Consider the following 18,837-nt stretch of genomic DNA (forward strand, 5'->3'; position numbering starts at 1 on the left):
GGGAGGCGGTCGGTGGTGTGTGCCGGTTCGGTGGGAGGGGCCGGCTCGCCTGGTGCAGGGCTGGTGCGAGAGGTCGTCGCCTGCCGCATGCTGGTCCGGCGCTGGATGTGCTGGCACCGCGATCCAGACTGGTGCCAGAGGTCGCCGCTTGCCGCACGCTGGTTCGGCGCGGGATGCGGCCGGCATCGGGAACTGGCCGGGTGTCAGGGTTGCCGCGTGCCGCGTGCCGCGTGCCGCGTGCCGCGTGTCGCGTGTCGCGTGCCGCGTGCCGGTCCGGTGCCGGGGCGTGTCGGCCGCACGTCAGCCCGGCGCGGCCGCCACCGGTGCCAGGAGCCGGGCTGGTGTGAGAGGTTGCCGTGTGCCGGGCCGGTGCCGGGAGCGTCGGGTGCCGCGCGCCGGGCCGGTACCGGACGCCGTCGGCATCAGGTGCAGGCCGGTGCGAGAGACCGCCGCCGTATGCCGGGCCGGGCCCCCGAAGGCTCCCCGGGCCGATCCCGTGTGCACCAGGCCGACGGCCGCCAGTGTTCCTCCTCTGCCCCCGCAAGCAGCCGAAGCCAACCCCTGCCCGTCCGCGCAGGACCTCGTCAGATGCCCGTGCCCGTTCGGCCCCAGTCCGGGCCCGCTCGGTCCCAGGCCCGGTCCCAACAGGCGTATCTGCGGCGGATCATGCGCCATAGTGCGAGGCGCCGGGCGAGTTCGACGAGGAGGGCCGCGAGGAGGGCGGCGCCGATGCCGGCGAGCGCGGCGTGGGTGGTGGCGGTGGCCGGGTCGAGGGGTCTGACGGCGGGACGGCCCTGCCGGTCGGTCCATATCGCGAACCGGTCACCGGGCTCAGGGTCGCGCAGCGGGGCGGTCACCGGGCCCCGCCGGTCGGTGCCGTCCGGGGCGGTCCAGGAGGCGAGGACCCGGCTGCGGGTGTCGCGTGAGGCGGTCTCCGGGTCCGCGGCCGGTGCGGTGTGCTTCAGCTCCTCGATCACCCGGGCCGTCACCTGATGACGGCGGCGCTGCTGCTCACGCACGGAACGCTGCAGGGACTCGTCCGCGGCGGAGCCCACCAGGGTGCCGATCACGGGCGCGGCGACCAGCATCAGCAGCAGCGCGGCCAGACACACCCAGGCCTCGGCCAGATCCGTCCCGCGACGCAGCGGGTTGTGCCGCCAACGCCAGAGACCAGAGATCGCCCGCACTCTTCCGCCCCCTTCCCCGCTCCGTGATACCTCCTGGCGGAGGCGTCCACCGCGGACCCGGCCGAAGAGAGAGTGACGTCACCTTCAAGGAAGGGCGACACCGCGTCGGCCGGGACCTCTCACGAACTGCTCACGCAAGCCCAACGTCCGGGCCCGGGGCGGGGGTTCCCGGCTACTCCAGGATCCGCACCTCGTCGCCGACCCGGATCGTGCCGCCCGACAGCGGGACCAGGTTCTGCCCGAAGGCGAGCGAGCCGGCGAAGCGCCGGTGCCGGCCGAGGGTGTGCAGGGGCTCCTTGCCCCGTACGGCGGTGTCCTGGTCGGTGGTGGTCACCACGCAGCGCCCGCACATCTTGGCGACGCGGAAGGTGACCTCCCCGATGGCGACGCGCGACCAGTCGTCCTCGGCCCACGGCTCGGTGCCGGACACGACCACGTTCGGCCGGAAGCGGTTCATCGGCAGGGGCCCCTCGGCGGCGTGCGGGCCCTCGGCGATCAGGGAGTTGAGGGAGTCGAGCGAGGACACGGTGGTGAGCAGCAGCGGAAAGCCGTCGGCGAAGGAGACGGTCTCACCGGGCAGCGCGAACTCGGGGTCGACGGGCCGGCGCGTGGCGGGGTCGTCCATGTGCACCAGCCGCACCGGGACACCGAGATACGCGCTGGCCCAGTCGTGCGCGCTCCGGTCGGCGAGGACGCCCTCGACCTTGTCGCCGAAGATGTCGAGCGTGACCGTGTCCCCCGGCTCCGGGACGGTGACGGTCAGCGGCTCGCCACCGGGCGCGGACAGCACGACGCCGCCGGGTACGAGCCCGGCGGCGGCCTGCGCGAGATGTGGCTGCTGGCGTTGTGTGACGACCTTTCCCCCGTCGTCGATCAGCACCCAGCGTCGGTCTCCGGCCAGCCCCCAGGGCTCCACGACAGCCTCCCGGGGTGCCAGACCCCGGAACGCCTTGACCGGATGGACGTGTATCGACTGCAGATTCGCGTTCCCCATGGGGCCATCGTGCCACTCGGCACCGACAGCCCGGGAGATCGCGTCAGTAGCCGCGGTACTGCTGGTTGTTGTACGGGTCCTGGTACGGCGTGGGGGCCGGACGGGGAGCCGCGGGACGCATCGACTCGTAGCCGGCGGCGCCCGACATCGGCGGACGCTGCGGCTGCTGCTGCGGGCCGGGGTACCCGCGTGGCGCGGCGGCCTGCTGCGGGATGTAGGCCGTGGGCGCCGCCTGGTGCAGCGGCGCGGGCTGCTGCATCTGCTGCGGGTAGCCGTAGGAGGGCTGGGAGGGGGCCGCCGGGAGGGCGGGCAGTGCCGACGGCAGCGCGGGCAGGCTGCCGCCCGGTGTGTCGTAGGCGGCGGGGACCCGGATCGGGGCGATCTGCGGGGTGCCACGCTCGGCCACGAGCGAGTCGTAGATCGGGGTGTCCGGGAAGGAGGCGGAGTAGTAGCCGCCGCCATAGGTGGAGCGGGGGGAGGTCATGGCACATAAGTTAAGCCCACGATGTGCTGGTTGGGGAGACCGATAAGAGGGTTGTTTTCCGTGTCCGTGGAGGCCCGTGTTCCCCAATGCGAGCGAATTCGGAGAAAAAGGGGCGGCGAACCTCGCCCGGATCGTGTAAAGCCTCAGCTCCCAAGGGGTTACCGACGGTTGGGCGCCCCCTGTTCCGGCCTTCCGAGAGGGCTGGTGGAGCGGTCCGCATAGGTTGTCCGCGGCGGTCCGCATAGGTTGGGCGGACACAGGCCGATGGAACTGCCGGGTGCGACCGGCACGGTGACCCGCGATGGGGGCGGACATGTCAATGCCGAAGGGATCGAACGTTCCGGTGCCGACGACGGCCCTGCGGGTCGAGCTGGGCTGGCGCGCAGGACCGGGCGTGCCCGACGCCGACGCCTCGGCCCTGCTGCTGACCGGCCGCAGGGTACGGTCCGACGCGGACTTCGTCTTCTACAACCAGCCGGCGCATTCCTCCGGAGCCGTACGCCACGAGGGCAAGCGCACCTCCGGCGGGCAGGTGACCGACACGCTTCTCGTCGACCTCGCGCGCGTGGAGCCCTCGGTGGAGACGGTGGTGCTCGCCGCGTCCGCCGACGGCGGAACGTTCGGTCAGGTGCCCGGCCTCTACATCGAGGTGCGGGACGCGGGCAGTGGCGCGGTGGCCGCGCGGTTCGACAGCACGGACGCGAGCGTCGAAACCGCCTTCGTGCTGGGCGAGTTCTACCGCCGCCAGGGCGCCTGGAAGTTCCGCGCCGTGGGCCAGGGCTACGACAGCGGCCTGGAGGGACTCGCCACAGACTTCGGCATCACGGTGGACGAGCCGCAGCACACGGCCCCGCCGGTGACGGTGACGCCACCCACGGTCACCGCGCCGCCTCCCGCCCCGCCGACGGCTCCCACTCTCGCCGCTCAGCCCGTCCCGCCCGCGTACACGCGCACGCCCCCGCCGCCTCCCGCCCCGCCGATGGCCCCGCCTCCGCCGGCCGCGCCGGTGAGCCTGTCCAAGGTCACGCTGACCAAGGCGGCCCCGTCCGTGTCGCTGACCAAGCAGGGCGGCACCTCGGGCGCGATGCGGGTGAACCTCAACTGGGAGGTGCGCAAGCAGTTCTCCGGCTGGTCCGGCAAGTTCGGCCGCCCGGTCGCGATGCACTCGGACCTCGACCTCGACCTGTGCGCCCTCTACGAGCTCTCCGACGGCAGCAAGGGCGTCGTCCAGGCTCTCGGCAACGCCTTCGGCTCCCTGCACCAGCCGCCGTTCATCCACCTCGACGGGGACGACCGCACCGGCGCGGTCGCGAGCGGTGAGAACCTCACCATCAACCTCGACCACAAGCGGTACTTCCGGCGCATCCTCGTCTTCGTCACCATCTACGAGGGCGCCCGCTCCTTCGCCGACCTGCACGCCACGGTGACCCTCCAGCCGCAGTTCGGCGCCCCCATCGACTTCTCCCTCGACGAGTGCACGGTCCCGTCGACCGTGTGCGCACTCGCCCTGATCACCGCCCAGGGCGACGACCTGATCGTCCAGCGCGAGGCCCGCTACCTGGTCCCCGAGCGCGGCGTCAGCCCGCAGCGCACCGTCGACTACGCCTACGGCTGGGGCATGAACTGGACGCCCGGCCGCAAGTGACGCCTCTACGGCGCCCTCAGCCCTCGTCGGCGACCGCGTCCGGACGTGCGTAGGTGCGGCCCTTCCAGGCCGCGCCGCGCCCCCGGTAGTGCTGCACCGCCGAGTCGACGGTCATCAGCAGATATAGCAGGGCCGTGAACGGCAGCAGCGGGGCGAGCCACAGCGGCTGCCCGTAGTAGCGGAGCATCGGCGTGTACGTCCCCGTCATCACCAGCCACGCCAGCCCGCCGCACACCGCCGTCGCCCAGCTCCCCGCGGCCAGGCCCAGCACAAGGGCCGCGGGCGGCACCAGGTACACCAGGGCGAGCCCCGCCACCGTGCCCGCCAGCAGCAGCGGGTTGTGCCGCAGCTGGGCGTAGGCGCTGCGCGAGACCATCCGCCACAGGTCGGCCAGGCGCGGATACGGCCGTACGCTGTCCACCCGGTCCGCGAGCCCCAGCCAGATGTGCCCGCCGCCCCGCTTCACCACCCGCGCGAGTGCCACGTCGTCGATCACCGCGTGCCGGATCGCGTCCGGGATCCGCGCCCGCTCGGCCGTCTCGGCCCGCAGCAGCACACAGCCGCCCGCCGCGGCCGCCGTACGCGACCCTCTGCGGCCGATCCGGCGGAAGGGGTACAACTGCGCGAAGAAGTAGACGAACGCCGGCACCACCAGCCGCTCCCAGCCGCTCGCCACCCGCAGTCGCGCCATCTGGGACACGGCGTCGAAGCCGCCGGTGCGCGCGGCCGCCACCAGCGTGCGCAGACTGTCCGGCGCGTGCGCGATGTCGGCGTCCGTCAGGAGCAGGAATTCCGGCTCACGCGCGCGTGCCAGCGCGATGCCGTGCCGCACCGCCCACAGCTTGCCGGTCCAGCCCGCGGGCGGCTCGCCCGGTGAGCCGACGGTGAGCGGCAGCCCGCCGTGCCGCCGCGCGAGGTCGCGCGCCAGCTCACCGGTGCCGTCCGTGCTGCCGTCGTCGACGAGGAACACCTCCGCGCGCCCCGGATAGTCCTGCGCGAGCAGCGAGGGCAGGCTCGCGGGCAGCACGGCCGCCTCGTCCCGGGCCGGTACGACGACACAGACGGACGGCCAGTCGTCGAGGTCGCGGCGCGGGGGGAGACGTACGTCCGTACGCCAGAAGAAGCCCTGACAGAGCAGCAGCCACAGCCAGGCGGCGAGTGATCCGGCGGAGATCCACACGAAGGCGCTCACCCGCGCAGTGTGCCCCACGCGGGCGGGCCGCCGGAGCACATCGTCTATCGTGGCCGGGTGAAGATCGCGCTCATGGACTCCGGAATCGGCCTGCTGGCGGCCACCGCTGCGGTACGGCGGCTGCGGCCCGACGCCGATCTCGTGCTCTCCCTGGACCCCGAGGGCATGCCCTGGGGACGGCGCACTCCCGACGACCTCACCGGGCGGGCCCTGCTCGTCGCCGAGGCGGCGGCCGCGCAGCGGCCCGACGCGCTGATCGTCGGCTGCAACACCGCGTCCGTGCACGCCCTGCCCACGCTGCGCGCCAGGCTGGAGCCCGGACTGCCGGTCGTCGGCACGGTCCCGGCGATCAGGCCGGCCGCGGCCGGCGGCGGCCATGTGGCGATCTGGGCCACCCCGGCGACCACCGGCAGCACCTACCAGCGCGGCCTGATCCGTGACCACGCCGACGGCGTCCCGGTCACCGAGGTGCCCTGCTGGGGTCTCGCCGAGGCTGTGGAGCAGGCCGACGAGGCGGCGATCGACACCGCTGTCGCCGCGGCCGCCGCTCTCACCCCGGCGGACGTCACGACCGTCGTGCTCGGCTGCACCCACTACGAGCTCGTCGCCGAGCGCATCCGCGCCGCCGTGCAGCGCCCCGGCATGCCGCCGCTCGTCCTGCACGGCTCGGCGGACGCGGTGGCCGCGCAGGCGCTGCGCCGCATCGGCGAGGCCCCGGCCCCCGACGCCCCCGCCTCCGGCACTCTCACCGTGCTCCTGAGCGGACACGAGGGCGCTCTGCCTCCCGCCGCGCTGGCGTACGAGGAGGGCCGGCTGCTGCCGACGGCGAGCCCGGCGGCGGACCTGAGGTAGCAGGCCCAGGAGCGCTCATCGCCCCCGGAATTCCGGCACGCCCATCCGGAGCAGTCACGCTCCGCGACCTGGTACCGGCGGAGCGAAACCTGAGTAACCTCGAACCATGAGGGAGCACCCCCACGGCGTCGACGCGCCGCATCCCGATGTCTGGACCGGGCGGGCGACCAACCGGTTCCAGTGGTTGCTGGCGCTGGTCGGCGCCGCCTGCGTGGCCCTCGGCATCCAACTGGCCGTGGCCTCTCCCTGGGACTTCGGGGCGGCTCCCCTGGTGATGGCCGTGGTCGGCTGCATCGCCGGCGGCCTGCTGGTGCTGTTCGGCACCGTCGCCTTCGTACATGTGGCGCTGAAGGTCGACAAGGAGTGCCTGGAGGTGCGCTGCGGCCACATGGGTGTGCCCCGCCGCCGTATCCCCCTGTCACATGTGGCCGGCGCCGACTTCGCCCCGCATGTCACGCCCCGCCATTGGGGTGGCTGGGGCTACCGCTGGCGTCCCGAGAAGGGCACCGCGGTCGTCGTACGCCGTGGTGAGGGCGTGGTGCTGCGGCTGTGGGACGGGCACACCTTCACGATCACCGTGGACAACGCCGAGGCGGCCGTCAGCGTCATCAGGGACCGGCTGCACGCGGGCCGGGCGGGCACCGCCCTCTGACCTCATCACCGCGGGTCGTACGACGGCTCCGCGAGCGGCTGTGCCGTGGCCAGGCCCGCCAGCAGCCCGGCTCCGACCGACACCGTGGTGAAGCTGAGCGCGTTGCCGACGGCGGCGACCGCCGCGAGGGCGGTCAGCGCGGCCCCGGCGGTGAGCGCGACCGGCGTCGGGCGGGCGGTGCGCCACAGCGCGTGCAGCACCCAGGCGAACACGGCACCCAGCAGCACCAGCCCCACCACGCCCTGCTCGGCCAGTTGCTGAAGCGGCGCCGAATGCGGCTTGCCGTCGGGAAAGGGAGCCGCGGCCGCCGCCGGGCTCAGTTCGCCGAAGCGGCCCGGACCCACGCCGAGCAGCAGGTCCTCGCCGCTCAGGCGCAGCGCGTCCTGCCACAGCTCGACGCGCTGCGCGGTCAGCCGGGCCTGGAGGGACACGGCGAGGCCGTCCGGCAGGGCGTGCTCGGCGACGGCCCAGATCGTGCCCGTGACCAGCGTCGCGGCCAGGGCGAGGCCCGCGATGCCCGTCCCGCGGCTGCGCATCGCGCCCGCGGCCAGCGAGCACAACAGCACCGCGGCGCACAGCGCTGCCCCGGCCGGTGAACCCAGCAGCGCGGCGGCCACGGCGACGCCCGCGGCCAGCACCCGCAGCGCCAGCCGCAGCGCCGGTACGGCGGTGCCCCACGCGGCACAGCAGGCCGCGCCGGTGCACAGCACGAGCAGGCCCGCGGTCGCGCCCGCGTGCCCGAGCGGTACGCCCGGCTCCGGTCCGGGCACGAGGTACGGCGTGCCGATGGCCAGGCCCAGCCCGGCCAGGGCGGCGCCACAGAGCGCGGCGACGGGCAGCAGCGAGCCGCAGATCCGCCCGGCCGCGTAGCCGGCGGCCACCGCCAGCACCGCGAGCAGCACGCCCTCGGGCCGGCCGCCGTGCACGCTCGCCGATATCACCGACCAGACCGCGCAGGACCCCAGCACCACCACGCCCGCGCCGTCGGACACCCGGCGTCTGTCGCCGTCGGCCTGCGGTCCGGCCGTGGACGTCGTCCTCGTCGCCCCCACCTGTCCCCCCGTACCCCGGTCGCCCCCGACCCGCGCCGCACCCCCTCGCCCCCGGCTCGGACGTGCGGCTGGGCACACCGTAACGGCTCGGGGGCCGAATGTGGATGACTGGGTGCGAGGGGTGCAGGAACGTTGCAGCAGGGGCGAGGGGGACGTAGCCGCCGCTGTCGGCGCTTGTGACGGGCGCCGTACACTCCGGGAGTGACCGTCACCGCAACCACCGTGGGTGAGTCGGACCAGGCCTCGCCGCAGACCGTGCCCGTTTCGGGTCGCACGCGGCTGCTGCGTCTGGTGCCGGCCGCCGTCGCGGCGCTCTCCGGAGTGCTGCTCTACGTCAGCTTCCCGCCGCGCACCCTGTGGTGGCTCGCCCTGCCGGCCTTCGCCGGCCTCGGGTGGGCCTTGCGCGGCCGTGGCTTCAAGGCGGCGCTCGGTCTCGGCTATCTCTTCGGCCTGGGCTTCCTGCTGCCGCTGCTGGTGTGGACGGGCGTGGAGGTGGGCCCCGGGCCGTGGCTGGCCCTGGTGGTGATCGAGGCGGTGTTCGTCGCGCTGGTCGGCGCGGGCATCGCCGCCGTCTCCCGACTGCCCGGCGGGGCCCTGTGGGCCGCCGCGGTGTGGACCGCGGGCGAGGCGGTACGCGCGCGTGCCCCCTTCCACGGCTTCCCCTGGGGCAAGGTCGCCTTCGGCCAGGCCGACGGCGTCTTCCTGCCGCTGGCCGCCCTGGGCGGCACCCCGGTACTGGGCTTCGCGGTCGTCCTGTGCGGCTTCGGTCTGTACGACGTCGTACGTCTCCTTGTGGAGAACCGCCGCACACGCGTGTGGCGGAAGGGCGCCGCGGCCGCCGCACTGATGAGCGTGGCCGTGCCGGTGGGCGGCGCGCTGGCGGCCCGCACCCTCGTCAGCGACAAGGCCGAGGACGGCACCCTCACGGTCGCGGTCGTGCAGGGCAATGTGCCGCGGGCGGGACTGGACTTCAACGCCCAGCGCCGGGCCGTCCTGGACTACCACGCGCGCGAGACGCGCCGTCTGGCCGCCGAGATCGACGCGGGCCGGGCGCCGCGGCCCGATGTGGTGCTGTGGCCGGAGAACTCCTCCGACATCGACCCGTTCGCCAACTACGACGCCCGCGCGGTCATCGACGGGGCCGCGAGGGCAGTCGGCGCGCCCATCTCCGTCGGCGGTGTGGTCGAGCGCGACGGCAAGCTGCTCAACGAGCAGATCCTGTGGGACCCGGACAAGGGCCCGGTCGCCACGTACGACAAGCGGCAGATCCAGCCCTTCGGCGAGTACCTCCCGCTGCGCGGGCTCGTCGGGGCCATCAACGACAGCTGGACCGGCATGGTCCGCCAGGACTTCAGCCGCGGCGACGAACCGGGCGTGTTCACGGTCGCCGGGACGAAGATCGGCCTGGCCACCTGCTACGAGGCCGCCTTCGACTGGGCCGTGCGCGACACCGTCACCGACGGCGCCCAGCTGATCTCCGTGCCCAGCAACAACGCCACCTTCGGCCGCAGCGAGATGACCTACCAGCAGCTCGCCATGTCCCGCATCCGCGCGGTCGAGCACAGCCGTACCGTGACCGTGCCGGTGACCAGCGGGGTCAGCGCGATCATCCTGCCCGACGGCACGATCACCCAGCGGACCGGGATGTTCGTCGCCGACTCCCTCGTCCAGAAGGTGCCGCTGCGCTCCTCCCGGACGCCCGCGACCCGGCTGGGCATCCTGCCGGAGATCGCGCTCGTGCTGGTCGCGGCCGGCGGTCTCGGCTGGGCGGGCGCGGCCGCGGTGCGCGGGCGGCGCGCGGGTGGCGTGTAGCGGTACACCCGGCGAACGCCCCCGAGCCCCAAGATCGTCTCGGTTAGGGTCAGGGGCATGCCTACTCCTGACTTCATCCGCTCGCTCAGGGCCTCGGTCGGTCATGACCTGCTCTGGCTCCCCGGTGTCAGCGCGGTCGTCCTCGACGACGAGGGCCGGGTGCTGCTCGGCCAGCGCTCCGACAACGGCCGCTGGTGCGTGCCCTCGGGGATACCCGACCCGGGCGAGCAGCCCGCGGAGTGCGCGGTGCGCGAGGTCTACGAGGAGACGGGCGTGCGCTGTGTCGTCGAGCGGATCGTGGCCGTCAGGGCAACCAAGCCGGTGACCTACCCCAACGGCGACCAGTGCCAGTTCATGGACGTCACCGTGCGCTGCCGGGCCGTCGGCGGTGAGGCGCGGGTGGGCGACGACGAGTCGCTGGCCGTCGGCTGGTTCGAGGTGGACGCGATGCCGGAGATGACGGAGTCGCAGCGCTTCCGGATCAAGCAGGCGCTGTCCGATGAACCCACATGGTTCGAACCTATGCCTTCTGAGTGAAGTGTGGTGTCTGACCACATGGGGCGGGGCGTGGGCGCTGCCTAGGGTCGATCCATGACCCCGCCCTCTCTCCTCCCGGGCCTGCCCGGCCACCACGCTCCCGCACCCGACCTCGGCGGCCGCACCGCCCTCGTCACCGGCGCCGCCGGCGGCATCGGCCGTGCCTGCGCGCTGCGCCTGGCGGCCGCCGGGGCCAAGGTCAGAGCGGTCGACCGCGACGACGCCGGACTCCAGGCGCTCGCCGAGGGGGCCGCGGGCCTGCCCGGCAGCATCGAGCCCCAGCTCCTCGACCTCACCGACCTGGACGCCGCCGAACTCGCCGCCGCGGGCACCGACGTCCTGGTCAACAACGCCGGACTGCAACTCGTACGGCCCCTGGAGGAGTTCCCGCCCGACGTCTTCCACACCGTGCTCACGGTGATGCTGGAGGCGCCGTTCCGGCTCATCCGCGGTGCCCTGCCGCACATGTACGGCCAGGGGTGGGGCCGCATCGTCAACATCTCCTCCGTCCACGGACTGCGCGCCTCCGCCTTCAAGTCCGCGTACGTCGCCGCCAAGCACGGCCTGGAGGGCCTGTCGAAGACCGCCGCCCTCGAGGGCGCCCCGCACGGCGTCACCTCCAACTGCGTCAACCCCGCCTACGTCCGCACGCCCCTGGTCGAGAAGCAGCTCACCGATCAGGCCCGGGCGCACGGCATCCCCGAGGAGCGCGTCCTTGCCGAGGTGCTGCTCCAGGACAGCGCCGTCAAGCGCCTGATCGAACCGGAGGAGGTCGCCGAGGCCGTGGCGTACCTGTGCAGCCCGCAGGCGTCCTTCGTCACCGGCACCTCGCTCGTCCTCGACGGCGGCTGGACCGCCCACTGAGCACGGCCGAGGCCGGAGCGCCCCGAGTTTTCCACAGGGCTGCCGGGGCGCCCGGGTCATGGGGAATCCTGTGAGCATGTCCCGCGATCACGTGCAGTCCGCCGACCAGGCCGTTCGCCACACGGACCTCGGCCCGTCGGCAGAGGCTCCCTTTCTCGAGCTGCTCGCCCGAGGCGCCTCCGCCGACGCCTACGAACAGCTCGTGCTGGCCGCCCGCGCCCTCGGGCTGCCCGCCGAGCGGATCGCCGAGCTGGAGCGGGCCAAGCTGCTCGCCCTGCGCGTGCGCTCCGAGCTGGAGGGGCGCCGCCGCCGGGAGGCCGAGCTGTCGGCGCTGTTCGAGACCGCGCACGACCTGGCGGGACTGCGCGACCTCGACGCCGTCCTCCAGGCGATCGTGCAGCGGGCCCGCTCCCTGCTCGGCACGGACGTGGCCTACCTCAGCCTGAACGACCCCGCGCGCGGCGACACCTACATGCGCGTCACCGAGGGCTCGGTCGCCGCCCGCTTCCAGCAGCTGCGCCTCGGCATGGGAGAGGGCCTCGGCGGGCTCGTCGCCCAGACCGCGCGGCCGTACGTCACCGACGACTACTTCAAGGACGCGCGCTTCCAGCACACCAGCAGCATCGACGCGGGCGTCCGCGACGAGGGGCTGGTCGCCATCCTCGGTGTGCCGCTGATGCTCGGCCACCATGTGATCGGCGTGCTCTTCGCCGCCGACCGGCGCGCCCGCGTCTTCGAGCGCGAGCAGATCGCCCTGCTCGGTTCCTTCGCCGCGCTCGCCGCGGCCGCCATCGACACCGCCAACCTCCTCACCGAGACGCGCTCGGCCCTCGCCGGCCTGGAGCGCGCCAACGAGATCATCCAGGACCGCAGCGCCGTCATCGAGCGCGCCTCCGACGTGCACGACCGGCTCGCCGAACTGGTGCTGCGCGGCGGCGGGGTGCACGACGTGGCCGCCGCCGTCTCCGAGGTCCTGGAAGGCACCGTCGAGTTCACCGAGGCCCACACCGCGCCCCCGTCCGCGCTGGAGGCCTCCCGCGCCGAGGGCCATGCCGTGCGGCACCAGGACGACTGGATCGCCGCCGTCGCCGCCGGCGGTGAGCTGCTCGGCGCGCTGGTGCTGCGCGGCCACCCCGGACTCGACCCCGTCGACCAGCGCACCCTGGAGCGCGCCGCGATGGTGACCTCCCTGCTGCTGCTCGCCCGCCGCTCCGCCGCCGAGGCCGAACAACGCGTGCGGGGCGAGCTGCTGGACGACCTCCTCGACGCCCGCGACCGCGACCCGCGTCTGCTGCGCGAGCGGGCCGCCCGGCTGCGCGCCGACCTGGACGCCACCCAGGTCGTCCTCGCCGCCCGCCTGGACGGCCCCACGGCCGACGCCGAGCAGGAGGCCGACGCCCGCAGACGGCTGTGGTCCGCCGCCTCCCATCTGGCCGCGACCCGCCAGGGCCTGGCCGCCGCCCGCGACGGAGGCACCGTCCTGCTGCTGCCGCTCGCCCCCGGCGACACCGCCACTGACCTGGCCCGCCGCACCGCACGTCAGCTCGGCACCGCCGTCCACGAGGCCGTCACGGTCGGTGCCTCCGCGCCCGTCGAGCACCTCGCCACGCACCCGGACGCGGTCGCCGCGGCCTACGCCGAGGGCCGCCGCTGCCTGGACGCGCTGCGCCTGCTCGGCCGTACCGGCGACGGCGCCGCCGCCGAGGACTTCGGCTTCCTCGGCCTGCTGCTCGCCGGGGACCGGGACATCGCCGGCTTCGTCGACCGTACGATCGGTCAGGTCGTCTCCTACGACGAGCGCCGCGGCACCGATCTGGTGCGCACCCTCGACGCCTACTTCGCCTGCGGTATGAGCCCCGCGCGCACCAAGGACGACCTGCACGTCCACGTCAACACCGTCGCCCAGCGGCTGGAGCGGGTGGGCCGGCTGCTCGGCGACGACTGGCAGAGCCCGGCCCGCGCCCTGGAGATCCAGCTCGCCCTGCGGCTGCACCGCCTGGCGTCGACCGCACAGCACTGACCCCCGTACGCGGGGAGCGCACGGGGGTCGGCCGGTACGGAGCGGGTCAGATGGTGTGCACGTCGGCGGGCCGGGCGGGCGCCGGGTCCGTGGCGTCCGCGTCTTCCTCGACCTCGGCCAGGTCCCGATGGCGGGTCTCCTTCGCCACCCCGACCGCGATCAGCGTGATCACGGCCGCCGCGATCACGTACAGGGAGATCCAGGTGGAGGTGCCGGTGCCGTCCAGCAGGGCGGTGGCGATCAGCGGGGCGGGCGCGCCGGCCGCGACCGAGGCGAACTGGGCGCCGATGGACGCGCCCGAGTAGCGCATCCGGGTCGCGAACATCTCCGAGAAGAACGCGGCCTGCGGGGCGTACATCGCGCCGTGGAACACCAGCCCGACGGTCACGGCGAGCAGCAGGCTGCCGAAGTCGCCGGTGTCGACGAGCGCGAAGAACGGGAACATCCACAGGCCCACGCCGGCCGCGCCCAGCAGATAGACCGGACGGCGGCCCACCCGGTCCGACAGGGCACCCCACATCGGGATCACCGCGAAGTGCAGTGCGGAGGCGATGAGCACCGCGTTCAGCGCGGTCTGCTTGGTGACGTCCGCGGCGGTGGTGGCGTAGACGAGGATGAACGCGGTGATGACGTAGTAGCTGATGTTCTCCGCCATGCGGGCGCCCATCGCGACGAGCACGTCACGCCAGTGGTGGCGCAGCACCGAGACGAGCGGCAGCTTCTCCGCGGCCCCGCCGCGCTCGGCCTTGCGCGCCTCCGCCTGCGCCAGCGCCTGCTTGAACACCGGCGATTCATCGACAGAGAGACGAATCCACAGACCGACGATCACCAGGACCCCGGACAGCAGGAACGGAATCCGCCAGCCCCAGGTGTTGAAGGCGGAGTCGGACAGCACGGCCGTCAGCAGCGACAGCACACCCGTCGCCAGCAACTGACCCGCCGGCGCGCCGGTCTGCGGCCACGACGCCCAGAACCCGCGCCGCCGCGCGTCCCCGTGCTCCGACACGAGCAGCACCGCGCCGCCCCACTCGCCGCCGAGCGCGAAGCCCTGGACCAGTCGCAGCACCGTCAGCAGCACCGGTGCGGCGGTGCCGACCGTCGCGTGCGTCGGCAGCAGACCGATTGCGAAGGTCGCCCCGCCCATCAGCAGCAGGCTCAGCACCAGCAGCTTCTTGCGGCCCAGCCGGTCGCCGTAGTGCCCGAACACCAGCGCGCCCAGCGGTCGCGCCGCGAACCCGACGGCGTACGTGAGGAAGGACAGCAGGGTGCCGACCAGGGGGTCGGAGTCGGGGAAGAACAGCTTGTTGAAGACGAGCGCCGCTGCGGAGCCGTAGAGGAAGAAGTCGTACCACTCGATGGTCGTGCCGATGAGGCTGGCGGCGACGATGCGCTTGAGGCTGTTCGGGGATGGGGGAGCGGATGCTGCGGAGGCCATGTGCGCCACTTCCTCGTGTGCGGTGGGGACGGGTGCGTGCTGGCACACCGTAGGAAGACGCAGGTCAGAGGCGTATGTGGTGGGGCACCATAGTTCTGGGGCCAGCTATGCGTGCGGCCACCATGCCTCGGGGGAGGGAGGCTGCGCGGTCCCTCGGCCGGGGCCGGGCGGTCCCTCTTGGGTCGGCGTCGACGGGGCACTCTGGGAGCAGGGCGTGGACCCGACGGTGACCTGGGAGGTGAGGGTCATGATCAGGTCGGTCGTGGCCGGTGTGGACGGTTCGCGCGACAGCGTGGCCGCGGTGGACTGGGCGGCCAGGGAAGCCCTGCGCCGAGGTCTTCCGCTGCGGCTGGTCCACGCCTGGGAGGCGGGCCTGCCGGGCGGCGGCGCGGCCCCCGCCTCCCCCGCCGCCTCCTCCTCGCCGGAGCTCAGTGCCGTGCAGCAGCACGCCCGTCAGGTACTGCGCAGCGCGCTCGACCGGCTGAGCCGGCGGTACCCGCCGCTCGCCGTCTCGGCCGAGCAGGTGGGCAGGCCGCCCGTGCCCGCCCTGCTCGCCGAGGCCGAGAACGCCGACCTTCTGGTGATCGGCGGTCAGGGGAGCAGCGGGCTGGGCGGATTCGTCTCCGGCACCGTCGCGCTGGCCACCGCGGCCCGCACGGAACGGCCGATCGTCCTCGTGCCGGCCGGTGAGAGCGCCGAGACCGAGCACCTCCCCGACGCCGACGGACGACCCTCGGTCGACACGCCCTTCCGTGACGTCACGGTCGCCGTCGACATCGACGGGACGTACGACGACGTCCTGGACTTCGCCTTCCGGGCCGCCGAGGTGCGCGGGGCGCCGCTGCGCGCGGTGCACGCCTGGCATGTGCCGTTCTCGCACAGCCGCCCCGCGACCGGGGAGCGCGCCCGCCTGCGGGGGGCCGCGGAGGACGAGCTGGCCCGGCTGCTGGAGCCCTGGCGGGTGAAGTATCCGGCCGTCGACGTCCGCGAGGACCTGCACGAGGGCCGCCCGGCCCACGCCCTGGTCCGCGCGACGGGCGGAGCGGGCCTGCTCGTGGCCGGCATCCGCCGCCACCGCACGTTGGCCGGACGGCCCACCCCTGGAGCGGTCGCGCATACGCTGATCCACCACGTGAGGTGCCCGGTCGCGCTGGTCTCGCACGAGTGAAGGCATCGGCCGCGCGCCCGGACTCGCGGTGCGCGCGGCGGGCCGAGGACAGCGCATGGGCTGCGCCAAGAGGACTGGATCCTCACCCACGCCACCGACCGACCTGACCTCGGCCCGACCGGGCCCGTCGCCGGAGGCTATCCGGGCGCGCCCATGTGGTGCAGCACGAGCAGCGCGACGTCGTCGGTGCGCTGCCAGTGGGTTCCCGCCTTGCCCACCAGGGTGTCGATGAGCCGGTCCAGGTCCCGGTCGTCGGCCTCGGCGAGGTGGTGGGCGAGCTCGGCGATGGAGTCGTCGATATCGGCACCAGGTGTCTCGACGAGACCGTCGGTGTAGAGGGCGAGCATGAACCCAGGGGTGAACGGGATCTCCGTCAGCGGGAAGACGGCATCGGGGTCGATGCCCAGCAGGGGACCGGGCGGCACGTCGACCGGCCGGGCGCCTTGCCCCGGGCGGCGCACGATCGGAGGCGGATGACCGGCGCTGGCCAGGGACACCCGGCGCGCGGCCAGGTCGAGGCGGACGTAGAGGCAGCTGGTGAACAGTTCGGCGTCCAGGTCGATGAGAAGGCGATTGGTGCCGGACAGCACCTGGTCCGGGGTCGCCCCGACGGCGGAGTGGGCGTGGACGGCCGTCCGGACCTGCCCCATGAGGGCGGCAGCCGCCGCGTCATGGCCCTGGACGTCGCCGATGACGGCCGCGACGGCGCCGGCGCCGAGCGGGATGAGGTCGTAGAAGTCCCCGCCGATGTCCATGCCCCGGGTGGCCGGAAGATAGCGGGCCGCCACCCGCAGGCCGGTGACCTGGGGCAGCGTCCGCGGCAGCAGCGCCTGCTGGAGGCTGTGCGCGAGGTCGTGCTTGGCGTCGTAGAGGCGCGCCCGGTCGAGCGCCTGGGCGACGAGCCCGGCCAGCGAGGTCAGGACGGCGCGCTCCTCGGCCGGGAAGTCGTGCGGCCGGTCGTAGGACAGGATGCAGCAGCCGACGGGCCGGCCGGAGACGATCAACGGCAGAAACGCCCAGGCCTGCTTGCCGCTGACCTGCGGCGCCTCGGGGTAGCCGCGCCGCAGCTCCTCAGGATCGGCGAAGAACGCGGGCGCGCCGGTGCGGAGCACCTGGCCGGCCGGGGTGAAGGCGGTGTCCAGGGGCAGGCCGTCGAGGCGCTCGATGGTCTCGGGGGAGTAGCCGCGGTGCCCGGTGATGCGCAGCCGCCCGGCCTCGGCGGAGGACAGCACCAGGCCCTGCGCGCCGAAGGCGGGCACGATCTGGTGGGCGACCAGATCGATGACGTCCTGCACGCCGACGACCTCCGTCAGCCCGGCGGCCAGGTGCGTCAGCTGGTAGAGCCGGCCCGCGCGCGACGGGGTGACCGAGTCCTGAGGCCGGTGGGGCGCCGGAGAAGGCGGCGGCGGTTCACCGCTGGGGACGATCCGTACGCTGATGCCGCTCGCGTCGGGATAGAGGTGGAAGTCCAGCCAGCGGTCCGGCGGACGGCATGCGGTGAACGCCACGGGCTCACGGGAGAGCACCGCCGCGCGGTAGCGGTCCTCGTACGACGCGTCGTCCAGCCAGCGCAGGGAGTGCCACGGCCGGGTGCCCAGCAGCTGATCGGCCTCCCGCCCGAGCAGCTCGCAGGCGCCTCGGCTGAGCAGGGTGAAACGGCCCTCCAGGTCCAGCGCGCAGCTGCCGCCGGGCAGCCGCTCCACGAAGTCCGCGGCGCTGTGCGCCGGGTCCGTCGACCAGCGCCACGAGCCGGCGGAGACCACCCGGGGCCCGTCGGCGGGCACCGGCGGCGGACCGCTGTGCAGGGCGTCCTCCAGCACCCGGGCGAGCCGTCCGCAGCTCGCCCTGATGTGTCCGCGCTCGCGCCTGGTCATGTACCCCGGTCGGGTGGCCGGCCACATCAGCATCAGGGCGCCCCATCGACGGACGCCCGCGACCGGCGCGGCGGCCAGCGCCAGCGGGTACGGCAGGGCCATCGCGGTACGCGGATAAAGGCGGGCCATCTCCTGCTGGCTGCCGACCCACACCATGCGGTCCTCCCGCACCGCCTCGGCCACCGGCGCGGGAGCGGTCATCGGAACCGTCTTCCAGGGGGCCGCCAGCTCCGCCGGCGCCCCGCACAGCACGTCCAGGAACAACTGCTGCCCGTCCGGCGTCAGCAGATACAGGGCGCCGACCGACGCCCCCGTCGCGCGCACGGTCTCCACGAACGCGGCGTCCAGGCCGTCCGCGTACGCCGCCGTCTCACCGGCTCCCGCCACGGCGCACCTCCCGCACAGTTCGGGAAGGCTCCGGACAGACACCACAGCGACCCGCCCCGGGCCACTGGTACACCCACGCCCGACTTCCCCTACGTGGACGCTACGCCCCTGCGCCGAGGTCGGCACCCTTGCCGGTGACCGGGGTCCGACGAGGTTGAGCTGGCCGGGGGCGGGGCGGCACTCGGGCCGGGGCACTGGGGCCAGGGCGATGGGTCGTGCGCAGAGGCGCGACAGGCACGGCTCAGGTGCTGCCGGGTTCCCCGGGGAAGCCACCGGCACGAAACGACGAGGCCGAGCAGGACGAGGCCCGGCCGGCGAGCCCGGGGTCCGGCGGGGCGGCGGGTATGCGGGGCAGCGGGCCTTGCGGGGCGGGCCGGCGGTGCCCGCTGCTTCGTCCACCTCGCCTCGCCGTACGCGTCCGCCACCACCGGCGGCGCCGTACGAGTGGACGGCGGCCACATGGACTCGATCCGGCCGTGAGGGGCGAAGGGCGCGTCGGCGTGTGCGGACGGTGAAGAAATCCGCACGGATCATTCGAGTCCGTTCCTTGGCGATTCAACCACCGTGAGGTGCTGGGGGTTTGCAGTCGGGTTGCTTCACCTTTGCGGGAATCCTGTGGAGATCACCCCGCGCGCCGAAGGACGACGCACGTCAGGGGATTGATCTGCTCGCGACAAGTCGG

General features: G+C 73.9%; 15 protein-coding genes and 1 pseudogene. 9 read left to right on the top strand and 7 right to left on the bottom strand.

Features of this window, described 5'->3' with window-relative positions:
- Positions 1–584: 584 nt before the first annotated feature.
- The 3 genes from RKD23_RS33470 to RKD23_RS33480 form a co-directional block, all read right to left on the bottom strand.
- Positions 585–1,187 carry an Rv1733c family protein gene (locus tag RKD23_RS33470; RefSeq protein ID WP_424857100.1) on the bottom strand — a complete coding sequence of 201 codons (603 nt, stop codon included), beginning with the start codon at positions 1,185–1,187 and terminating at the stop codon, positions 585–587.
- Between the two features lie 172 nt (positions 1,188–1,359).
- The gene (locus RKD23_RS33475) at positions 1,360–2,181 is read right to left on the bottom strand and encodes an MOSC domain-containing protein (RefSeq protein ID WP_424857101.1); all 822 of its coding nucleotides are present in this window, start codon (positions 2,179–2,181) and stop codon (positions 1,360–1,362) included.
- A gap of 43 nt (positions 2,182–2,224) precedes the next feature.
- Positions 2,225–2,665, bottom strand: coding sequence for a DUF6643 family protein (locus RKD23_RS33480; RefSeq protein WP_424857102.1), 441 nt, complete (start codon positions 2,663–2,665; stop codon positions 2,225–2,227).
- Between the two features lie 319 nt (positions 2,666–2,984).
- On the opposite strand from RKD23_RS33480, the gene RKD23_RS33485 reads away from it, so the two are divergent.
- Positions 2,985–4,310, top strand: a complete 1,326-nt coding sequence (locus tag RKD23_RS33485) for a TerD family protein (protein ID WP_424858391.1) — start codon at positions 2,985–2,987, stop codon at positions 4,308–4,310.
- A gap of 16 nt (positions 4,311–4,326) precedes the next feature.
- Here RKD23_RS33485 and RKD23_RS33490 read toward each other — a convergent pair whose 3' ends face one another.
- Complete coding sequence (locus RKD23_RS33490) at positions 4,327–5,520, bottom strand: glycosyltransferase (RefSeq protein WP_424858392.1); 1,194 nt, start codon at positions 5,518–5,520, stop codon at positions 4,327–4,329.
- A gap of 39 nt (positions 5,521–5,559) precedes the next feature.
- Here RKD23_RS33490 and RKD23_RS33495 point away from each other — a divergent pair, with 39 nt between their 5' ends.
- Positions 5,560–6,354, top strand: a complete 795-nt coding sequence (locus tag RKD23_RS33495; protein ID WP_424857103.1) for a glutamate racemase — start codon at positions 5,560–5,562, stop codon at positions 6,352–6,354.
- A gap of 106 nt (positions 6,355–6,460) precedes the next feature.
- Complete coding sequence (locus tag RKD23_RS33500) at positions 6,461–7,006, top strand: hypothetical protein (protein ID WP_424857104.1); 546 nt, start codon at positions 6,461–6,463, stop codon at positions 7,004–7,006.
- A gap of 5 nt (positions 7,007–7,011) precedes the next feature.
- Here the strand turns inward: RKD23_RS33500 and RKD23_RS33505 are convergent, their stop codons facing one another.
- Complete coding sequence (locus RKD23_RS33505; RefSeq protein ID WP_424857105.1) at positions 7,012–8,058, bottom strand: O-antigen ligase family protein; 1,047 nt, start codon at positions 8,056–8,058, stop codon at positions 7,012–7,014.
- Positions 8,059–8,259: 201 nt separating this feature from the next.
- Between RKD23_RS33505 and lnt the strand changes: the two genes are divergently transcribed.
- From lnt to RKD23_RS33525, 4 genes are all read left to right on the top strand, one after another.
- Positions 8,260–9,870: an apolipoprotein N-acyltransferase gene (gene lnt / locus RKD23_RS33510; RefSeq protein WP_424857106.1), complete on the top strand. Its 1,611-nt coding sequence runs from the start codon at positions 8,260–8,262 to the stop codon at positions 9,868–9,870.
- A 57-nt stretch (positions 9,871–9,927) separates the two neighbouring features.
- A complete protein-coding gene (locus RKD23_RS33515) occupies positions 9,928–10,407 on the top strand; it encodes an NUDIX hydrolase (RefSeq protein ID WP_424857107.1) in 480 nt (159 codons plus the stop codon).
- Positions 10,408–10,461: 54 nt separating this feature from the next.
- Entirely contained in the window at positions 10,462–11,271 is an 810-nt protein-coding gene (locus tag RKD23_RS33520) for a 3-hydroxybutyrate dehydrogenase (protein ID WP_424857108.1), read from the top strand.
- Positions 11,272–11,347: 76 nt separating this feature from the next.
- A complete protein-coding gene (locus RKD23_RS33525; protein ID WP_424857109.1) occupies positions 11,348–13,291 on the top strand; it encodes a helix-turn-helix domain-containing protein in 1,944 nt (647 codons plus the stop codon).
- Between the two features lie 46 nt (positions 13,292–13,337).
- Here RKD23_RS33525 and RKD23_RS33530 read toward each other — a convergent pair whose 3' ends face one another.
- Positions 13,338–14,726 carry an MFS transporter gene (locus RKD23_RS33530; RefSeq protein ID WP_424857110.1) on the bottom strand — a complete coding sequence of 463 codons (1,389 nt, stop codon included), beginning with the start codon at positions 14,724–14,726 and terminating at the stop codon, positions 13,338–13,340.
- Positions 14,727–14,973: 247 nt separating this feature from the next.
- Between RKD23_RS33530 and RKD23_RS33535 the strand changes: the two genes are divergently transcribed.
- Positions 14,974–15,894, top strand: coding sequence for a universal stress protein (locus tag RKD23_RS33535; protein WP_424857111.1), 921 nt, complete (start codon positions 14,974–14,976; stop codon positions 15,892–15,894).
- A gap of 137 nt (positions 15,895–16,031) precedes the next feature.
- Here RKD23_RS33535 and RKD23_RS33540 read toward each other — a convergent pair whose 3' ends face one another.
- Complete coding sequence (locus RKD23_RS33540; RefSeq protein ID WP_424857112.1) at positions 16,032–18,155, bottom strand: SpoIIE family protein phosphatase; 2,124 nt, start codon at positions 18,153–18,155, stop codon at positions 16,032–16,034.
- Positions 18,156–18,548: 393 nt separating this feature from the next.
- Here RKD23_RS33540 and RKD23_RS33545 point away from each other — a divergent pair.
- Positions 18,549–18,635 (top strand): annotated as a pseudogene (locus RKD23_RS33545) (oxidoreductase); the annotation flags it as partial.
- Between the last annotated feature and the right edge of the window lie 202 nt (positions 18,636–18,837).

The sequence above is a fragment of the Streptomyces sp. SAI-170 genome (genome assembly GCF_049739565.1).
Taxonomy (GTDB): Bacteria; Actinomycetota; Actinomycetes; order Streptomycetales; family Streptomycetaceae; genus Streptomyces.